General features: G+C 49.6%; 11 protein-coding genes. All 11 read right to left on the reverse strand.

The genetic code is table 11. The features are described from left to right. Nucleotides 1–31 precede the first annotated feature (31 nt). The 11 genes from ACKWCC_RS11740 to ACKWCC_RS11790 all read right to left on the reverse strand — a co-directional run bounded on the left by ACKWCC_RS11740 (nt 32) and on the right by ACKWCC_RS11790 (nt 18235). Complete coding sequence (locus tag ACKWCC_RS11740; protein WP_413996132.1) at nt 32–1414, reverse strand: glycoside hydrolase family 20 zincin-like fold domain-containing protein; 1383 nt, start codon at nt 1412–1414, stop codon at nt 32–34. 113 nt (nt 1415–1527) lie between these two features. Next, complete coding sequence (locus ACKWCC_RS11745; protein ID WP_413996133.1) at nt 1528–2367, reverse strand: acetolactate decarboxylase; 840 nt, start codon at nt 2365–2367, stop codon at nt 1528–1530. 1 nt (nt 2368) lies between these two features. Beyond that, nucleotides 2369–3685, reverse strand: coding sequence for a Gfo/Idh/MocA family protein (locus ACKWCC_RS11750; protein WP_413996134.1), 1317 nt, complete (start codon nt 3683–3685; stop codon nt 2369–2371). 47 nt (nt 3686–3732) lie between these two features. Further along, nucleotides 3733–4962, reverse strand: coding sequence for an alginate lyase family protein (locus tag ACKWCC_RS11755; RefSeq protein ID WP_413996135.1), 1230 nt, complete (start codon nt 4960–4962; stop codon nt 3733–3735). Between the two features lie 4 nt (nt 4963–4966). After that, nucleotides 4967–6088 (reverse strand): glycoside hydrolase family 88/105 protein, encoded by a 1122-nt coding sequence (locus ACKWCC_RS11760; RefSeq protein WP_413996136.1) that lies wholly within the window; start codon nt 6086–6088, stop codon nt 4967–4969. A gap of 23 nt (nt 6089–6111) precedes the next feature. Then, a complete protein-coding gene (locus ACKWCC_RS11765; protein ID WP_413996137.1) occupies nt 6112–8379 on the reverse strand; it encodes a glycoside hydrolase family 3 N-terminal domain-containing protein in 2268 nt (755 codons plus the stop codon). 9 nt (nt 8380–8388) lie between these two features. After that, the gene (locus ACKWCC_RS11770; protein ID WP_413996138.1) at nt 8389–9744 is read right to left on the reverse strand and encodes a family 43 glycosylhydrolase; all 1356 of its coding nucleotides are present in this window, start codon (nt 9742–9744) and stop codon (nt 8389–8391) included. Nucleotides 9745–9760: 16 nt separating this feature from the next. Beyond that, nucleotides 9761–10531: a hypothetical protein gene (locus tag ACKWCC_RS11775; protein WP_413996139.1), complete on the reverse strand. Its 771-nt coding sequence runs from the start codon at nt 10529–10531 to the stop codon at nt 9761–9763. Nucleotides 10532–10548: 17 nt separating this feature from the next. Beyond that, complete coding sequence (locus ACKWCC_RS11780; RefSeq protein WP_413996140.1) at nt 10549–12027, reverse strand: hypothetical protein; 1479 nt, start codon at nt 12025–12027, stop codon at nt 10549–10551. After that, nucleotides 12024–14888: an alpha-L-rhamnosidase gene (locus ACKWCC_RS11785; RefSeq protein WP_413996141.1), complete on the reverse strand. Its 2865-nt coding sequence runs from the start codon at nt 14886–14888 to the stop codon at nt 12024–12026. Before ACKWCC_RS11785 ends, ACKWCC_RS11780 begins: the two co-directional genes overlap by 4 nt. Next, a complete protein-coding gene (locus ACKWCC_RS11790) occupies nt 14885–18235 on the reverse strand; it encodes a glycosyl hydrolase (protein ID WP_413996142.1) in 3351 nt (1116 codons plus the stop codon). The genes ACKWCC_RS11785 and ACKWCC_RS11790 overlap by 4 nt, the downstream gene beginning before the upstream one ends. Nucleotides 18236–18291 lie beyond the last annotated feature (56 nt).

The following is an 18291-nucleotide window of genomic DNA, read 5'->3' on the forward strand; positions in this document are numbered from 1 at the left end:
TGTTCGTTTTTGCTATTACAATTTACCACTTTTAAAACAGTTTTCCTATTTTAGAACCTCCCGGAACATCAATAAAACCAAGGCTTTCATAAACTATCCATCTTTTTTTCGGGGGATGGTTAGCTTCTACAAAACCTTGATGGTAATGTTGTTCTGTTGTGCTGAGCACATGTGCTTTGGCATACTTAAAACTGTATATAAACTCTATGTTGGGGGCATCAATTACCGGCTTAAATTTCTCTGCAATGGCTTTGGCCCCCGTTTGGTGCTGCCTATGGATGAAGGTAAAATTTCTTTCGGGCATTTCTTCTGCCGTTTCTAAAATAGCTTGTGCGTAGGTGTCATAAGCCCATTGTTCTTTTTGATCAAAGTTCATATTGTGCATATTCTCCCCTGTGGTGAGCCCAATGCCCTGAAGATCAGGATAGGAAACAAAAAGTTGTTTTATGCTTTTTCGGAAATATTCTTTGGTAACTTCATTGTCAAACCTATCTGTAATACCATATTTTCCGTTCGTTCCATTGGTGAAAATGTTCCATGTAATGACATAAAAATCAATGTTTCTGTCTTTGGCATAGCGCATTACCTTTTTCCAAAACCCTATTTTTTCCTCAATGGTTATTTTTTTGACTACTTTGTAATTTTCCAATATTTCTGGTGAGGTAATGTCGGTTGCGTGGAGGTGGTAATTTTCTTTCCAATCTATGGTGGACTTATGGACATCGTCTAGCGCAATGTCTTCAAAGCCCGGCACTTTTACCATCGATGGAAAAGGATGCAAATTCCAAAGCGAAATGTAATTATAGCGATGGCGGGCAAGATTATCAATGTACGCTTCCCAAAAATCCATTTCCCACATTACGGGTAAATTGTGTTGTGCAGTGGCACTGGCGTCCGTGTAGCTTGGTGTTCTGACATCCAGCGGGATGTTGAACTTGCTGCCCCGTTTTTCCATATAAGGGTTTTGCAGGGTGTTTTCAACACCTTTTATTCCGCCAATCTTTATTTGCTCAGCGAGTTCTAGACCGCCGTACATAAGCCCCTCAACATCCAAGGCGGATACGCTTATTTTTCCTTCTGTTTTGGTAATTTCGAACCCCTCGGATTTCAGCCTTTTGTCTTTCTTGAGATGGAACAAAATAGTGGCATCCGAGTGCTCAGAACGTTTTACGGTAATTCCTTTTGTCTTTAATACTGTTTCAAGTTCTGTAAGCGCAAATTCTAATTGAGGACCATCGCTTGGTGCAAAAACAGTTATGTCCTTGGTTGGACTCGTACAAGCTATGTTAAGTGATATCAGCAACAATATCAAGTGGTACAGGGTGGGTCTTGGAATTCTCATATTGTTTGTCCATCTAAAATACTTCGTCTTGGGAGCATAGGTTGCAGGAGAATCATTGGAATAGGTTTCCATTACATTTGCCTTAAAGGCCACCATTTTTTAGATGTGGTTTTCCGTTAAACCTTGTGGCCGGTCATCTCCATTCATTTTTTCGCCTTAATCATATCCTAGACCTTTCGCTAAAACTATTGTTCATCTGTTGCCGCATCGTTTTTTTTGTATTGAAATTCTTTTTCGAGGCTCACATTTTCAAAATCTGCATTGTCTGGCAATACAAAATGATAATCTGTCTTTTTGTCTATACCCACCTTTATATTTTCCGTAGCCTTGAAATCCATCACATGACCGCCAAGTTTTTTATCATCGGAAATAAAGTGAAAGTGAAATCCTTTTACATTGATGTTGCCAATGAAGTCAGGACAATAAAAGCCAACAATGGTGCCCGATACTCTATTTCCTTCAAAAACAGGTCGGTTGGGTATGAGCACATCCAGTCCTTCTTCAAAAGGCGGTTCTTGTCTTGTAAGACCTCCACATTTCATATAATCAAAAAGGCCTTCTATCTCAAACATATAGAAAAAATTGGGTGAGGGAAGTTTGTCCAGAAGTTGTGATTTTAACCCCTCCATATCCATTCCTTCCTTAACTTCTAGAGTTAGGTTGAAGTCATTTTCAAAAAAACCGGCATTGGCATAAACAATTTTGTCCGTGTCAGCTCCTTCGCTGATGGTACCGTCTTCACGAACCCGATAAGCAATGCCATCAATCATCACCATTTCACCATCCAGAAGATTAAAAGAGCCTAGTCCGGTATCTCCTTTGGTCTTGAGTTCTGCCACGGATAGGTCAGCATCAAAAACCTTGTTTACAAAAGCCCACCAGATACTGTAGTGGTAGTACGTATCGTTTTTTTCAATAACAGGGCCGGCCTCAGTTGAGGTGGTTGTATCCAGTTTTTTCTTCTCTTCACAGCTAAGGGCCACAAAAAGAAAAAGGATCAAGGAACCTATTTTTACTGATTGCATGCTAGTCATATTTTCTAGGGTTACGTTTCCGCATTTTATTGGCTTCTGCATCGCCTTTGAACTTTTCTTTTTTAGGGTTCCAGGTCAGGGGGCGGCCAAGCTCATAGGCGATATTGGCAATGTGGCACACACTGGCCGATCTGTGCCCTGTTTCCACGTTACAAATGGGTTGCTTTCTGGTCTTGATCGCGTCCAGCCAATTTTGGTAGTGATTGCCTTGGTCCTTGAAAAGTTCTTTTGGGTCGCCTCCATTGGGCAATGCCAGACTGGCGGGCGTGCTCTCCAAAAAGCCCCTGCTCACATCCAAAGAACCTTCGCTGCCCATAAAGCGCACTGCCCAGCCACGGCCAAAATCCGTATGCTCCATCTCGATGCCATTTTCATAGAACATCTTTAGCCCCCGGGTGGCCTTGGGGTCTTTGGGGGGAATGTAGGAAACCGGTCCGGTCTCATCCATGCCCAGGCACCATTGGGCAATATCGAACATATGGGTTCCCCAATCTGCCAGGATGCCCCCACCGGTTTCCTTAAATTGGCGCCAGTCTGGGTACGTCTTCACCTCTTTGGGTGCAATGCTCTCGTGGTAGGAGATCAGGGGTGCCGGGCCGCACCATAAATTCCAGTCCACCCCTTCGGGGGTGGACTGGTAGGGGAGGTCATAGGCACGGGAAGGGTCTCCCACATTTACCAATACTTTTTTTATTTGGCCCAAGCGCCCGGATGACACGATGTCACGGGCCGTAATGAACTTGGACCACGAACGCTGCATGCTGCCCACCTGCAGCACCCTGTCGTATTTTTTTAGGGCATTGACCATGTCCCTGCCCTCTTTGATGTTATGGGTCATGGGCTTTTCACAGAAAACGTCTTTCCCCAATTTCATTGCATCCACGGCCTGTTGGGCGTGCCAGTGGTCCGGTGTGGCAATGACCACGGCGTCCACCCCATCTTGTTCCAACATTTCCCTGTAATCCAGATAGGTGGTTACCCCATTGTACTGGCTTACCTTCCTTTTCTCTGCATAATACCCTTGTACCAGTTCTTTGAACCACGCCCTCTTGGAAGACCAGACTTCTGCCCCCGCCACGATCTGCGCCCCTGTCTGTGAAAGAAAGCGGTTGGCAAGGATACCGCCCTGTTTGCCCAGGCCTATGTAAGCTAGGTTTATCTTGTCGTTGGGCGTCACAAAGCCCCTTCCCAAAACATGTCTTGGAACAATACTGATCAGGCCCGCGGCCAGGGCCGTGTTTTTCAGGAACCTTCTCCTTGTATGGGGTGCCAGCGTCTGTTTTGGGTCTTTTTTTCCTTGCTTTGCCATTGCTCTTGATCTTAGGGATGCACTCTGGTTTCTAAAGTTAAGGTATTTCAATAAAAACAGGGGTACACCAATTGCTCTAGCTTGTCCTTGGTTTTGGCATTTTGCCCTGTCTGGCAATAATCGGGCACGTCCAATATGCTGCCCGTGGTGGCAAACAAGCCTTGCAAGCGTTCCAGGGCCTTTTCCCAATCCCCGATCTGTTGGTAGGGCCAGGTGGACTTCCCGTCCAGGAACTGGGAAAGATACTGATGCGCTTTTTTAAGGTTGCCCTTCTCGGAGTCAAGGTCCCAGAGCTCTACATGAACCCCTTTTTTTCTGCCAAGGAAGGCCAATCTGGTGAGCCCGGACAAATTTAGCACACTGTAGGTGAGCCCTTTTGTCCGCGCAATTTCATGGGGTTGGGAGCCATCTGCCGCCAAATGGGGCTCTATCCTGTTTTTTGCCACAGATTTTAAAATGTTTGTTGCTTCCTCCGTTCTGTCAAGGTAAAGGAGCAATGCCACCACCTGAACGTCGTAAACGGTGCCGTGGTTGTTTTTTCTAGATTTTTCAAACAGTCCAAATTCACTGGTCTGGAGCCAATTGAGATAATTGCTCAGCCACGTGTTCATTTCCAGCGCCAGATCCGGGGTGAGGGCATTTTCCAATTCCAGAATCTCCAAGGCGGTTACGATATGGAGAATCCCATAAAAATCAATGATGCCAAACCCCCTACCGGTATTTCTTCCGGGTATTCCCTGGGCATAGTCTAGGTGCGGGTTCATCCTGGTTTCCTTGTCCACGAACCAAACCCTGAGCCATTCCTCTGTTTTTTGGGCATAAGCGTCATCATCAGAAAAGAAATACGCCAGGGACAGGGTCTTTACGTGGTGAAAGAGTTGGTTTTTGGAATCCGTGTCCACATTGTCCCCTCGGGTCATGGGGTTCACTTCTCCGTCTTTTCTGATCCAGGGCAGGCCATCTTCCTTGTCCGGATCGGGCCACCAGTAGGGGGCCAGGCTCAAATAGTCATGTTTGTCCCCGCTGGGGGCAACCGTGCTTTTTTGTACCACGGAGGTGGGTGTGGCGTCAAGACTTTTTTCCGCTTCCGCCAGTAATTTTCGGTAGGCGGCCATGTATTTATCGGAACCTTTTGCAATCCCTTCTTTTACCTTTAGTAGCTTGGTATGGTCCAATACCGTAAACGTATCGCTGATCTCATTTGGCTGTTGGGCCAAGAGATCGCCATGGCCAAGGACCAGTAAGGGCAAAAGAAGGAATGCTGGGATTTTGTGCATGGGGCTATTCCATTTTTAAGAGTTCGCTGCCGGCCAACAAAAAGGCCCCCGTACCATAGTTCTGCCAACTATCTGCCGTGGCCGGTTGTGGATCGGCCCCTATGTCCTGTACCCAGCCCACCATGCCGTTCTCGTGCTGGCAGGCCACAAGGGCGTTCCAGGCCTTCTTTACGCTGGGGGCATAGGTGGCCCTGTCCAGAATACCGTTGTTAACGCCCCAGGCCAGGGCATAGGTGTAAAAGCCGCTTGCGCTCACTTCCCCGTGGTTCCAGGATTCCGGAGACAATAGGCTGGTTCGCCAAAGGCCGTCTTCATGCTGCAGTTCCTTTATGCGGTTGGCCATTTCCTTGTAGAGGCCCAGGTAAAAGTCATAGTGCTCGTAGTCTTTGGGCAGGTCGGTCAACAAAAGGGCAAGACCGCCCAGAACCCATCCATTTCCACGGGCCCAGAATATTTTTTTACCGTTGGGCTCCTTAAGGTCTTCCTCGTTCACGCCCCATTGGTATCGGGTGTCCCTGGCAAAGAGCTTTTCCTCCTGGTCGTACAGCAGGTTATAGGTCTCCGTGTAATATTTGTGCATGGCTTCCAGGTATTGTTGTTCACCTGTTTGTTTGGCATAGACCGCTATGACCGGTGGGGCCATAAAAAGGGCGTCGCACCACCACCACAGTATTCCTTTCTCCTTGTTTTTGTCGGTACCGTCCTTCCATTTGTTGGGTTGGTAGAGATGGATGTCCAAAAACTCTTTTGTTGGTTCCAGGTCCACCAGGTTTTTACGGGTTAGATTGGTGTAGAGATAGGCGTAGGAAATCGCTACATCATCGGCATGGTAGGTTCTGTACAGTGGTTTCCATTGATTTCTGTAGCCCATGGTCTTCAAGGCGGCCAAAAATATGGGATTTTTAGTGGTTTCATGCGCTTTGGCCACGCCGGTATAGTAGGCACCGTTGGTCCAATCCGTTGGGGCCAGGGCAAAGATGGGATGGGCCTCTTGCCATTCCATGGCCCGTACCATGGCCTGTTCCATTGCCTTTTTGTCCAATTCCTGTGCCCGTGTGGTGTTGCCAATTGATCCCATTAGGAGAAAAGCCAATAAAAAGGGCGTAATAAAAGTCTGTGTCTTCATTGTATTTGGTTTACTTTGTTACTCTATTTTTCCAATCTGAACGATGCCTTTAGGTACTCTTGGGATGAGGTGCCCAACATGACGCTATAATCCCCTGGTTCCAATACCTTGGTCATGGCCAAGCCGGTAAACTCCAGCATTTTAGGGGTAATGGTAAAGGTTACGGTCTTGGTCTGTCCCGGTTCCAGGGTTATTTTGTCAAAACCCATTAGTTCCTTGTCCGGTCTGGTCACGGAGCCAATCTCATCCTTTATGTACATTTGAACCACCTCCTTGGCTTTTATGCTGCCGGTGTTGGTGACCTTTACACTTACCTTCAGTTCCGAGCTCGGTGTTATGGTGTTGGCAGATAGGCTAAGGTCTTCATAACGGAAATCTGTATAGCTGAGGCCGTGGCCAAAGGGATATAGGGGGCCTTCTTCCAAGAACAGGTATCCTTTTTTATAGTTGATTTCCTTTTGACTGTAATGAAAGGGGAGCTGCCCTATGGACCTGGGAATGGTCACCGGCGATTTCCCGGATGGCGATACCTCACCAAATATGATCTTGGCCAAGGCCACATCGCCCCTTTCGCTCAAATCCCAAGCGTCCAAGATGGCGTCTGCCTGCTCGGAAATTACATTGATGGCCAAGGTCCTTCTGTGCTTGAGCACCACTATTACAGGTTTTCCCAAGGCCTTGACACGTTGAATCAATTCGTCTTGCGCTCCCAAGGGTTCAATGGTTGCGCGATCGCCCAGGGCCTTGTTAAAGTAGGCCTCTTTGGCCGTGAATTCATCGCCGCCCAAGTAGAGAATGGAAACATCCGAAGATTTTGCCAGGTTCACCAAGCGTTCAAGGTCTTCTTCCTTGGTGGGCAACAGGTTGGGCGCCCCTCCTTTTTGGTCCGTTAGTTCAAAACCCTGATCGGAAACAAAGGAGGCCCGGTCACCGGCCACAGCTTCGTACGAGGCCTGGGTGCTCTCGTCCAACAGGGGTCCCAATAGGGCTATTTTCTGTTTCTTGGGCTCCAGGGGAAGGGCATTGGAATCGTTTTTTAGTAGGATGATGGATTCCAGGTCCGCTTCTTCGGCAAGGGCCAGGGAGCTTGGGTTGCGCACCCCTTTTTCCACGGTTTTCAAATCTATCAGCGGATTGTCAAAAAGCCCCAGTATCATCTTGGTGCGGAGTACCCTGCGCACGGAGCGGTCTATCATTTTTTCTATGGAGGGGTCTTTTTTCACCATTTCCGGTAGGTAGGCATAGGAATCCTCCGCATAAAGATCAATATCAATACCGGCAACCAATCCCATTAGGGCGGCTGCCTCCGGGCTATCGGCCACCTTCATGAAATAATAGAGGCGGGCAATGTCATTGGAGTCGGAGACCACATAGCCATCAAAGCCCCACTGATCGCGCAAAACTCCGGTCAACAACTCGGGATTCCCGTGGCTGGCCACACCGTTTATATCGCCGTGGCTGGCCATGATGCCCAGGCTTCTGGCCTCCTTAACGGCGGCTTCAAAAGGCGGATAGACCTCATCTATCAGGGTTCTGGGTGAAATTTCCACGGCAGCAAAATTGGAGCCTCCCAATACCTGCCCGTAACCGGCAAAGTGCTTGGCCACGGCTCCAATATGGGTGCCTTGGCCCAGGCCGTCATAATTGCCCTGAACGCCCTTGATGGCATGTACAACCATTTGTGTGGTAAGGAAGGTGTCTTCCCCAAAAGCTTCGGACATGCGGCCAAAGCGCGGGTCACGGACAATGTCCGCTTCGGGGGAGTGGCACATGTGCATTCCGCGCAAACGGGCCTCCCGGCCCACCACGTCCCAAATACGATTTACCAGTTGGGTATTGAAGGAGGCCGCGGAGGTAAGCGGCCTGCCAAACCTGGTGGAACCCGCGGCATCTACCCCGTTATAGGATTCCGTGACAAAGAGCGCAGGGATGCCCCAACGGTTGTTGTCCATAATGTACTGTTGTAGCTCATTGTTGAGTTTGGCGGCGGCCAAGGGCGAAATGTGCTCGCCGGGGTTCTTGATGCCGGCAATGCCCAATTTAAGTTTCTCAACCACCCGATCGGATAATTTTAGGCGTCCTTTTTCATCGGATTCCACCCCTATATTGGCGTGGAATATGCGCATTTGGGCCACTTTTTCTTCCACTGACATTCGGGGCAACAGATCATTGATTCTTTCCTCAAAGGATAGGGAAGCATCTTGGTAGGGCATTTTTTGCTGTGCGCTGAGCACACATCCCAAACTTATGAAAAATAAGAGAACAAGGGGTTTTAAGGGGGTCTGTATCATCTTTGGAGGTTAATTATAAAATTGTAGTTCATCTATTTCAAGTTCTGTGCCAGGTGCTACCTGGAACAGTAGGTACAGGCTTTCCGTCTCGCGCAACCCTTCCATTGGAATGTTGACCGAACCAAAGCCCTGCCTTCCTGGGCCGGGCTCAAGGGTATCCTTGAAAAGGACCTTGCCCTCTAGGGCGTTCCTCCTTACCTCCAGCGCATATTGCGGCACATCATTGGTCCTTGTCCTTAAGGTGATTCCCTTATAGTTGTGCGCTCCTTTTATGTTGGGGAAATGTAGATGGCTCTTCTGGGCGGTGGTCACCACTGAAAATCCGTTCTCCAGCTCTTTCTTCTCAAAGCCCTCTGCCTTAAAATAGTCTTCGGCCTCAATGGCCCCATTGGCCCGGTAATTGGCCACACCGGTACCATCTACCCGAATGGTGGCCATTTCCCCATTTTCCCTAAAGTGCACATAACTGATGAAAGTGTCCCTGAACCACCGGTTGCCGGTTTGGCTTATATCGCAATAGGCATAGTACCATTGGTTGTGCCACTCAAAGAAAGAACCGTGCCTGCCCTGCAGAAAACCATTGGGCCAGGTGGGCGCATCATACCCTTCTGCAAAACTTTCCTTGGTAATTACGGTGCCTTTGTAATCATACGGCCCATAGAGCTGGTCCGACATGGCGTAAAAACACCCCCAGGACAAGTAGTACTTACCGTTGTACTTGTGCACAAAGGGTTTGTCGTCCGTTGGTTTCTCCTTGTTTTTTCCATCCTGGTTGTAGGGTCCCCTGGGGTTGTTGATCTGTAGTTTTTTAGGGACTTCGGCCAGGCTGATCATATCGTGGTTCAGTTTGGCAATGTAAAAATCCCAGACCCCAAAGATGATGTAGTGCTCCCCGTTGTCTTCAAAAATGGCCATGTCATATTCATCCGTGGGCGTAAGCTCCTCGCTGAGCAGAGGTTTGCCCAATGGGTCTGTCCAGGGTCCCGTGGGGGAATTGCCCACCATAACCCCCGCTTGTTGGTTTTTTTCAGAAAAGTACCAGTAATATTTACCGTCCCGGTAGCCCACATCCGTGGCCCAACAGCCCTCAAAATCGGTCCCAATATAGGTCTCTTTGGGGTGCAGGGTGCCCCGGTGGCTCCAGTTCACCAAATCTGGCGAGGACCATACCCACCAGTCTTCCATGATAAACCGTTTGTTTTTGGCAGATTTGTCATGGGAGGCATATACGTAGGCGGTGTCATTGAAGATATGCACATGGGGGTCATTGAGCCCCATATTGGGAACAATGGGGTTTTGCCCGGTAACGGCCAGCGCCATTAGAAAAAAAGCGGGTAGGAGCAATGGAAAAAGGTGGTGTTTCATTTTTTTTAAGTATATGTCACGGCGTTCTGCGTTCGCTGCGCTCCGCGTCCCGGGCCTCATTGAACGTGGTGCCCTCCACAAAGAGCACAAACCTGTCCAGACCATGGAATTGGGAACGGCCGGAGACTTCCATCGTGTACGTGCCGGGCTCGTCAAAGGTCACATAAATGTCATGGGGGTCATTGTCACTGGTATTGGAGCGCCAGAACCACTCGCCCAACCGGTTCATGTATACCTTTAGCCATCCATCGGCGCTATTGCCTTCTGGGTTGGGTGTTTTTCCGCTTCCTTTGGGATAGACCAGGCTCCCGTTGCGTTCCCCAAAAAAATCGGCCGCATCATTGAACCTTAGCCAGGAGTCATTGGCCTCTGACTGGGTGTCTCCCTCGGTAATTCTGGAACGCCAAATGAAGCGGTAGGTGCCCGTGGTACCAATGGTCAATCTATAGGTCAGTACACCGTTGCCGGGTTCCCTAAAATTGTCGGGCTTGTTCCATACCAGGTAACCATCGCCGTCAAAACCTTCCAAAGCAGACCTTCTTTCCCACTCAATATCACCTGTAACACTTTCAAATTCAACGCTTACGATACCGTTTCGCTCCAAATAGGTGACCTCGTTGGGGTTTGGGTCGGGCCCTTCAACGGGCCCGTTGCCATCTTCGGGGTCCGTGGGGGGATCCGTAACATTTTCCTCTTCCGGTACATTGGGTTCAGCATCTTTGCCGCATGAAAGCACGGGCAGGGCCATCATTAATAGAATACCATATAGAATTGCTCTTTTTCCCATAGTTTATGGCTTATTGCTCAGGGCTTATTTTTTGCCACTGCAAAAAGTTGCTTGGCTTTTCTTAGACTAAATTTGTCGGCGTTGTAAAATAGCATATAATCCATACTGAAACGTTGCGAACTTCCTGCCACGGTTAGGGTATATGTTTCACCTTTCTTTAAGTTGTACATAAGCTCAAAGTGCTCATCCTTGACTTTTTCTGCGCGTTGGGCCCAGTGCCAGGCCAGTTCCGGTGTTTCGGGACCTCCTTCTTGTGAAAAATTGAGATACGTTTCCAGGGTTTCCTTTGGCAGGGTTGTGGCAGAAGCATAGTTGCCGTCTAATTTTACATAGACATCGTTGCACCTATTGCCGCTTGCGCCACCCAAACGTTTACTGGTCATGATCAGTAGCCTGTAGTTGCCGTCTTTTGGTGCGTTAAAGGCATATTGCAAGGGCGAGTTGGGCGTACCTCCGTCCGGTGCGTTTCCTTGGAATTCCAATTGCGCAAAACCAGAGGCCCCATCTATATAATGCGGATCCCCTTTTTTGATGGACAACCACTCTCCCAGGTCGGAACCCGTGCTTTCGGCTTCCAAAAAAATATAGTCTGCAGATGTAAGTACAATTTCAGGGGTTGTCCCTTCTTCTTTTGGCTTGTTTTCCAGAAGGGCTTTGGCCTCTCTCCAACCCGCTTTTTCGTTGCCTCCGTTGGGACCGCCCGTAATGTGCCAATAGGTCATGCCGGCATCTGAGATATCAAAGCCTTTTTCTGCATCGGATTTCCAGTTCTCCAGGCGATCGACCTGTTCGGTGTCATCCATGGCATAGAGCCATTGCCAATTCTCATCGTCACTGTCCCGCAACCAAAACCAATTTTGTATGTGGGAATGAAAATCGTCCTCACCATTTGAAGTGTTCTGGTCGGCAATTTCATGGAAGGTCATTTCGGGAAAATCTGCCTTCATGTCTGCCCAGGTCTTGGTATGCTCACCGTGTACGTGTTCGTTGTTCCATTTACTGTGCGATATGGCATATATGTGCCGCCTTTTGTCCTTTGGGGCGGCTTGCAACATCTCATAGGGCATTTGCATGGGCCCTGCACAAATGAACCAGAGCGGATCTCTGGCCGTACTCTTTTTGGCCTCTCTCACAAAATTTTCAATGGCCCCCTGTTTTTCGGTTTGGCCGTTGAACACTTTGGACACATCCAGGCCAAAGCGTTTTGCCCCTCCTTTGGCAGCATCGTCCATGATGCGTTCCCAAGCCTTGCGCGACTTTCCCATATGGTTGTTGTAATCGTAGTGAACAAGTCTTTCTTTGAGGTCTGCATAATGTAAAAAGGCCATGGCGAAGGCTGTGGCGCCCCAATCATCGGAATCATGCAAATTTCCGTCCGATGAATAGGCTATTCGGCCCTCTGGCATGTCTATTTTAGATTTTTGGGCATTTAGGATGGCTCCCATAACAAGGAGAAACAGACAAAGTGCCCCTGTTCTGTACCTTAAGCCGATCATTTGGTGTACCTTATCTTGTAGGTGCCGGAACCCAGAGAGACGTAATTGCCGTCTGAATGTAGCTTGGATATATCTTGCCAATTTTCCCCGTTAATGGTCAGGTTTTCTTTTTCCTTTTCGGTCAAGGGGAGCAATGCCTTTGAATTGAAAGGAACGGCCAGGTCCATTTCAAAAACGTTTCCCTTTAGGGTCCAATTGTTTTCTATGGTGCCATAGGGCGTATCCACGCTGATCTCGTTGCTGGTAATATGGGAGGGCGCCATGGGGTTCACGGTAAAGGTTTTAAACCCCGCGTGCTCGGCAGTGGGTTTTAGACCGCCCAAGGCCTCAAAGAAATAGGCGGCAAAGCCAGAGTGCATGGGATGGTTCAGGGAGTTGGTTGGCCCTTCCATCTCTTCCCAAATGAACTGGCGCTCCGGCCAAGTGGTAAAGCCCGACTTTATTTGATAGGCCTGACTGGGAAATTCTGGCGTGGTCAATATTTCATGGGCCAGATCGGCTTTGCCGTGTTTGGCAAGCACCGTATAGATGTACCGGTTGCCGTGTATGCCGGTGGCATGGTGCCCACCTTTCACTTCCACAATATCATGCACCAGACCATTTACCACGGTTTCAATGTCGGCTTCGGGAACCATTCCAAACTGCAGGGCCTGTACCGTTGCTGTTTGGCTAAGGTACCATTGGTGCTCCGTGCCCGGCTTGGGCTTGAGGTACTCCCTGTTGAATGCGGCCAGAAGGGCTTCTTTTTCGGCCTTCATTTCTGCTTCAAAAACGGGATCGTTGTTCATTTGGGCAAAGCGCTCCATTATGCCAAGGACATCATAAAAATAGGCATTGGCAGAAATAATGGGATCCGTTTCCATGGCACCGGGGTTTTTCCTTCTGTCCCACAGTGGCGGGCACCAATCGCCCATCCCATCTTGCATTATGCCATTTTCCCCTTTAAAATTCAGGTAAAACTGGGTCAGGTTCTTCATTTCGTCATAATACTCCTCAATAATGGTGTCGTCTCCGTAATAGAGGTAATTGTACCAGGGCAGGTACATGGTGGCCACGCCCCAGTCTATTTTGGCGTAAGTGGAGGTACGTTTTCCCGGCGCGATCATGGTGGGCACCTGAAATTTTATATCGGGGTCGTTATGTCCTTTGGTGGGGCGCATTTGGGTTCGGATATCTTCCATGTATTTTTTATAGAAATCGTACATATCGTAATTATACAGGGCGTACTCGGCGAAGGCATGGGCATCGCCCAACCAACCGCATTTTTCCCTTGCGGGGCAATCTTCGGGAATGCCGTGCAGGTTGTCTTCAATGGTCCATTTACTGATGCTGTGCATTTGGTTGAGCAGCTCGTCCGAAGTGGTAAAACGGCCCGTTTTTCCTATATCGGTGGCCACGAGCACCGCTTTGATCATTTGGCCATCGGGCTTGGTTGAAACTCCCTTGACCTTGGCATAGCGAAAGCCATGATAGCTGAATTTTGGTTCCCAAGACTCAGTCCCGTCCCCTTTGCATATGTATCTATAAATCTGTGGCATCCCGTTGGCGCCGCCGCCGGTGGAACCTTGGAAGATATCGCTGCCATCCGTTCGCAGCGCCTCGGTGGCAATGACCTCAACGAGCTGCCCTTCGGCTTCCTGGACCTGCAATTTTACCCAACCGGCTATGTTCTGTCCAAAATCCACGATCCATTCGCCGTCCGCTCCTTTAAAGACCTTTTGGGGCTCCAGTTCCCGTAATTTTTTGATGGGCGGTATTTGCTGGGCGCTGATCTTGTTAAGTTTGGGCGAGGCCACTTTGGGGCTGCCCCAGCTTTGGTCATTGTAGCCCACGGTGTTCCAGCCATTGATCTCGTACCGGGCATCATAGGTGTCACCGCCGTAGATATTGTTGAAGACGATGGGCCCCGTTGCCTCTTTCCAGGTTCCATCGGTAAAAAAATCCTCTTGCGAGCCATCGGCATAGGTCATTTTTACCATAAGTTTTACCGTTGGGGCACCGTAGGCCAGGTCTTTTTCGGACTCCGGATCGTTTTTCCAGGAGATGTTCTGTCCGTAGAACCCGTTCCCCATAATGATGCCAAAAGCATTGTCCCCTGATTTGATCTGCTCAGTGATGTCGTAGTTTACGTAATAGGCCTGTTTGTCATAGTTGGACGGGGCGGGATCCAGCACATGGTCTCCCACCTTATTGCCGTTCAGATACAGCTCATAATACCCCAGGCCACAGATATAGGCTTGGGCACTTACCACCTCTTTGTCTATCTTGGTTTCCTTTCTAAAATAACTGGCGGCAAAACCTTCCACTGGAAGTGGCGCGTTCATCTTGCCTGTCTTGTAGTCCCTAAAGCGGTGTGGAGATTTCCGGGTATCCTTGTTCAGGGTGATCCATTTAGACTGGCCCCAATTGTTTTCGTCCATCAATCCCATAGTGAATTGCTGTACCGGAGACCATGCAGAGGGGTTTCCTTTTTCGTCCCAGATCTTCACCTTCCAGAAATAGGTTTGCAGGGGCTCTAGGGCATTGCCGGCGTAATCCACAAATGCAGATTGTTCGCTCTCCACTTTTTTGGTGTCCCAGACCGCTGCCGTGGCATCACCCAACTTTTCTTTAGATGTGGCCACCATGATGTGGTAGGCAGACTGTGACTTGTTGTGCCCCTCTGTTTGCACTACCCAGGAAAACTGTGGTTTTTCGTTTTCTATGGCCGTTGGGTTCACCTTGTAATCTGTGGTTATTTTGGAAAAGGCCAGGCTGTTCTCCTCTGTTTCTTGCTTGCACCCGGTAACGGCCACTAAGAAGAGGCAAAGGGTAGCCTTGATCAAACAGGAAGATGTTAAATTTAAAATGTTGTTTTTCATGGTTTATGTGCAATGGTTTTCATAAAAGTTAGGGTTACCGGGCCCAATAGCCCGGAAGGCATCAATGGGTCGTCCTTTTTGTAGAAGGGGGCCGTGGTAAAGGTGGTGCGCTTTCCTTCCGGTCTGGGTTCATTGTTGGTGTACCATGCCGGCATGGTAAGGTCGGTGGCCCGGTGCGGGCCAAGCTCATAGCCCCCGTCATTGGCAGGGTAGCGCTCGTCTCCGATCAATCTATTGCTCCATTGGTTGGTCAAGGCCACCTCCAGGGTGTTTTCGCCAACGTTGACAAAATCGGTGATGTCAACCTCAAAGGGCGGCATCCAGGACACGGCCACTTTTTTTCCGTTCAGCACCACCTCTGCCACAATGTTCACGGTACCAAGGTTTAGCCGTACCCTGACATCCTTTGCCACTTCTTCGGGGGCAAGGTCAATGGTTTTTGTATAACGGGCCGTTCCGCTGTAATATTTAATGGAGTCTTTGGGATGTTGGCTCCAGTCCACCAAAGAATCAAAAAGCACTGTGCCACCGTAGCCGCCCGCTTTGTTAAAGGTAGCCTTCCAATTCTTGGAAATGTCCCTGGGCGCGGGAAGGTCACTTAGTGTAATCTCCCAGTTTTCTCCAGAGGACAAGGGCAAGGTGTGCTTGCCGGTTCTGTTGGTCCGGGCCAACAGTTGGTTCGTTGCCGTCAATTCCACCTCCATGCCCTCGGGCAGGTTTTCCACGGTAGGGGCCTGGGCCAAGTTCTCCCTGAAAACCACAAAGGTAGATGCTCCGGCGCTCAGGGTTATGGCGGCAGTTGTAATGCCCCCTTTTTGTTTAAAGTGGCCCATTTTAGTGATGCTTCCATCCATGGGGTTCCATAATTCCGGAATTTTGTTGGCCACCCTAAATTCCATTTCAAAGCGCCTTTCCGTGGAATCCTGGTTGAAAAAGAAATAAATATCTTCCGTAGGGGTTTTCCTGTGGGCATAGTCCACGGGTTCGCCGCCCACCACGCTCAGGTCCGGGGCTATGTTCTTGGAAGCCAAAAGGATGTCCCAGTCCGACACTTTTTTTATAAAGGGCCCAAGCTCATTGACAACGGTTTGGAACGCCTCTTTGTCCGCATCGGAATTTTGGTAGCCCGCCAGTTGCTCGGGCACCTCTCCGTACACAGGCACACCGCCCTTGGCAATGTCAAGAATGCGCGTTACGGTGGCCAAGGACAGGGTCTTGCTGTTTTGGAGCAAGAGTATTTTATAGGTGGTGCCTTCCGGAAGCGTCAATTGCCTGTCCCTGATTTTTAAACGGTTTAAGAGCACATCCGTGTTCACATTGTCAAAATTGATGGTCTTGGGGATGTTGGGGGTTATTTGGTCACGGTAATAGGCCGAGTTCGGGGCCCCTTCGCCAACATAGATCAACAGGTCCGAAACGGGATGGCCCTGCCTTAGCAAGTGAGAGCCCCGTGCAATGTACTTGAACCAAGCGGCGCCGGCATTTTTCCACCAGGTCTGGGTCCTGTCAAAATGAAAGCCCCAGCGGTTCATGGTCATTCCCGGGGCAACATTGGGATTGGCCTGGTGCGCAAATCTGTGGAACATGAATTCGTTGATGCCGTAGGTCCACCCCAGATCGCCCGAGGTCTTGGCCATGGCAGGATGCCCTTTCCAGTTAATTTGTGGTGTGGAGGTAAACGATTCCGCAGAAATAACGGGCTTACCGTAGATATGCGCCCCAGAAACGGCCGATTCGGTCTGGGTAATGGGCCGGTTCATCCAAAACTCGCCCATGGGAATATCGGTGACACCACCAATGTCCAAATCGTTCAAGGGCCCAAAGCCGTAGGGCTCAATGTAGCTCTGTAGGCCGTCTGCATTGCAGAGTTCGGTGAAGTACTCGAAGTAGTTCTTGGTCATAAGGTCGGAAATCACCTTTCTGTAATCCGAGAGCACGGCTTCCGATGCGGCAGCACTTTCCACGAACCTACCGGCCACCAATGGCAGTTTTGCCAGGAAATCATAACCCTTCTCGTTCTGGAAGATAGTGTTGAAATCTTCCGTCCAGTTCTGCCCGCCCATCTCATAACTGTCAATTTCAACATACTGCAAGGCATTTGGTGCAACCGGTCCCGCCTTGTTCACCACCTTTTTGATAAAGGCATCGTAATGCTTCTTAAAAGGCGGCCTGCTCAGTTTGTCCACCTCCAACCCACGACCTTCGTCGGAGGCGGGATTGTTAAATGCGCCGGTGGAGGTGTAACCAAAGCGCATCACCGTCCAATTGCCCTCGGGCAGGTCTGTGCTCAGAACACCGCTGGCATCCATTTGGGCCGTAAGGTCTTTGATGTCGGAGGGTGCTATGACCATATCCGGAGCTGGTGCTCCAATGGGTTGGAGTTCCTGGTCTTCCGTACGGGCAATGGCGGTCCTGCCCAAGGGGTTGTTCAAAAAATAATTGGCCGTGAGCTGGGCCTCCTTGATGGTGGTGGTGCGGTTAAACCTTAAGCGGAAGTATGTTGCGGTAACCCCCTTAAAATGATCGTTTATGGCCCATTCCCCTTTTCCCGTCCTCACCTTAAAAAGATCCCGTAAATCGGTAAAATTGATGCCGTCCGCACTGGTTTGCAGCATGGCCGTACTATGGCGGTCTTTAAAAATGATTTTGGCAGAGCGTATGGTTTTGGGCTTTTGGTAGGCAAACTGTATCCATGGGGATTCGTCCTTTTTGGCGGTCAATGTAGATTCGGCATCCACCTTGGTGTCTGAAACAAGGTTCAGGTCAAGGTTGGGGTCCGATGCGCTCAGTATTGGGGTGTTTAGGGCATCGTCCACTTCAGAAGGAAGGCTGGGGTAGGCAATGACGGCAATGTCCTTGTAAAACCCCTCGCGCTTGGTGGGTTCCCTTAAGGAGATGTTCACCTGGCCACCGCTGATGACCTTTTCGCTCCATACCACCATTTTCATTGATTCTTCCGGGAGTACCCAGGGTCCGCCACTGGCAGACCAACCGTCGCAGTTGTGCACCCCAAAGGAAAGACCAAGGCGCTCTGCCTCTTTGGCGGCGTGGGCAATCATTTCATGGTGTTCCGGCGAGTTGTATTTTACGGGGCCGTTTGGGATGCCCTGGGTAACGTTGAACAACAGTAGGCCTCCCAGGCCCACCTCTGCCATGGACTCCAGGTCTTTTGTGAGCCCCTCCTTGCTCATGTTTCCGCTCATGGCATGAAACCACGTTCTTGGCTTTGAACTGTGCGGGGGCTCCATAAATTCCTGGGCGAGGTCGTTTGTGGGTTTGCTTTCCTCCCCGCAGGAAACAAACCCCACTGTTAACACCCAAAAAATACCTAAAACTAGCTTTTTCATCGCATATCGTCCCTAACGGACTAAAGTATAGCTTTGAAAGGGCTCCTGTATCCTGT

The sequence above is a fragment of the Maribacter aquimarinus genome (assembly GCF_047345505.1).
In the GTDB taxonomy this organism is placed as follows: domain Bacteria; phylum Bacteroidota; class Bacteroidia; order Flavobacteriales; family Flavobacteriaceae; genus Maribacter.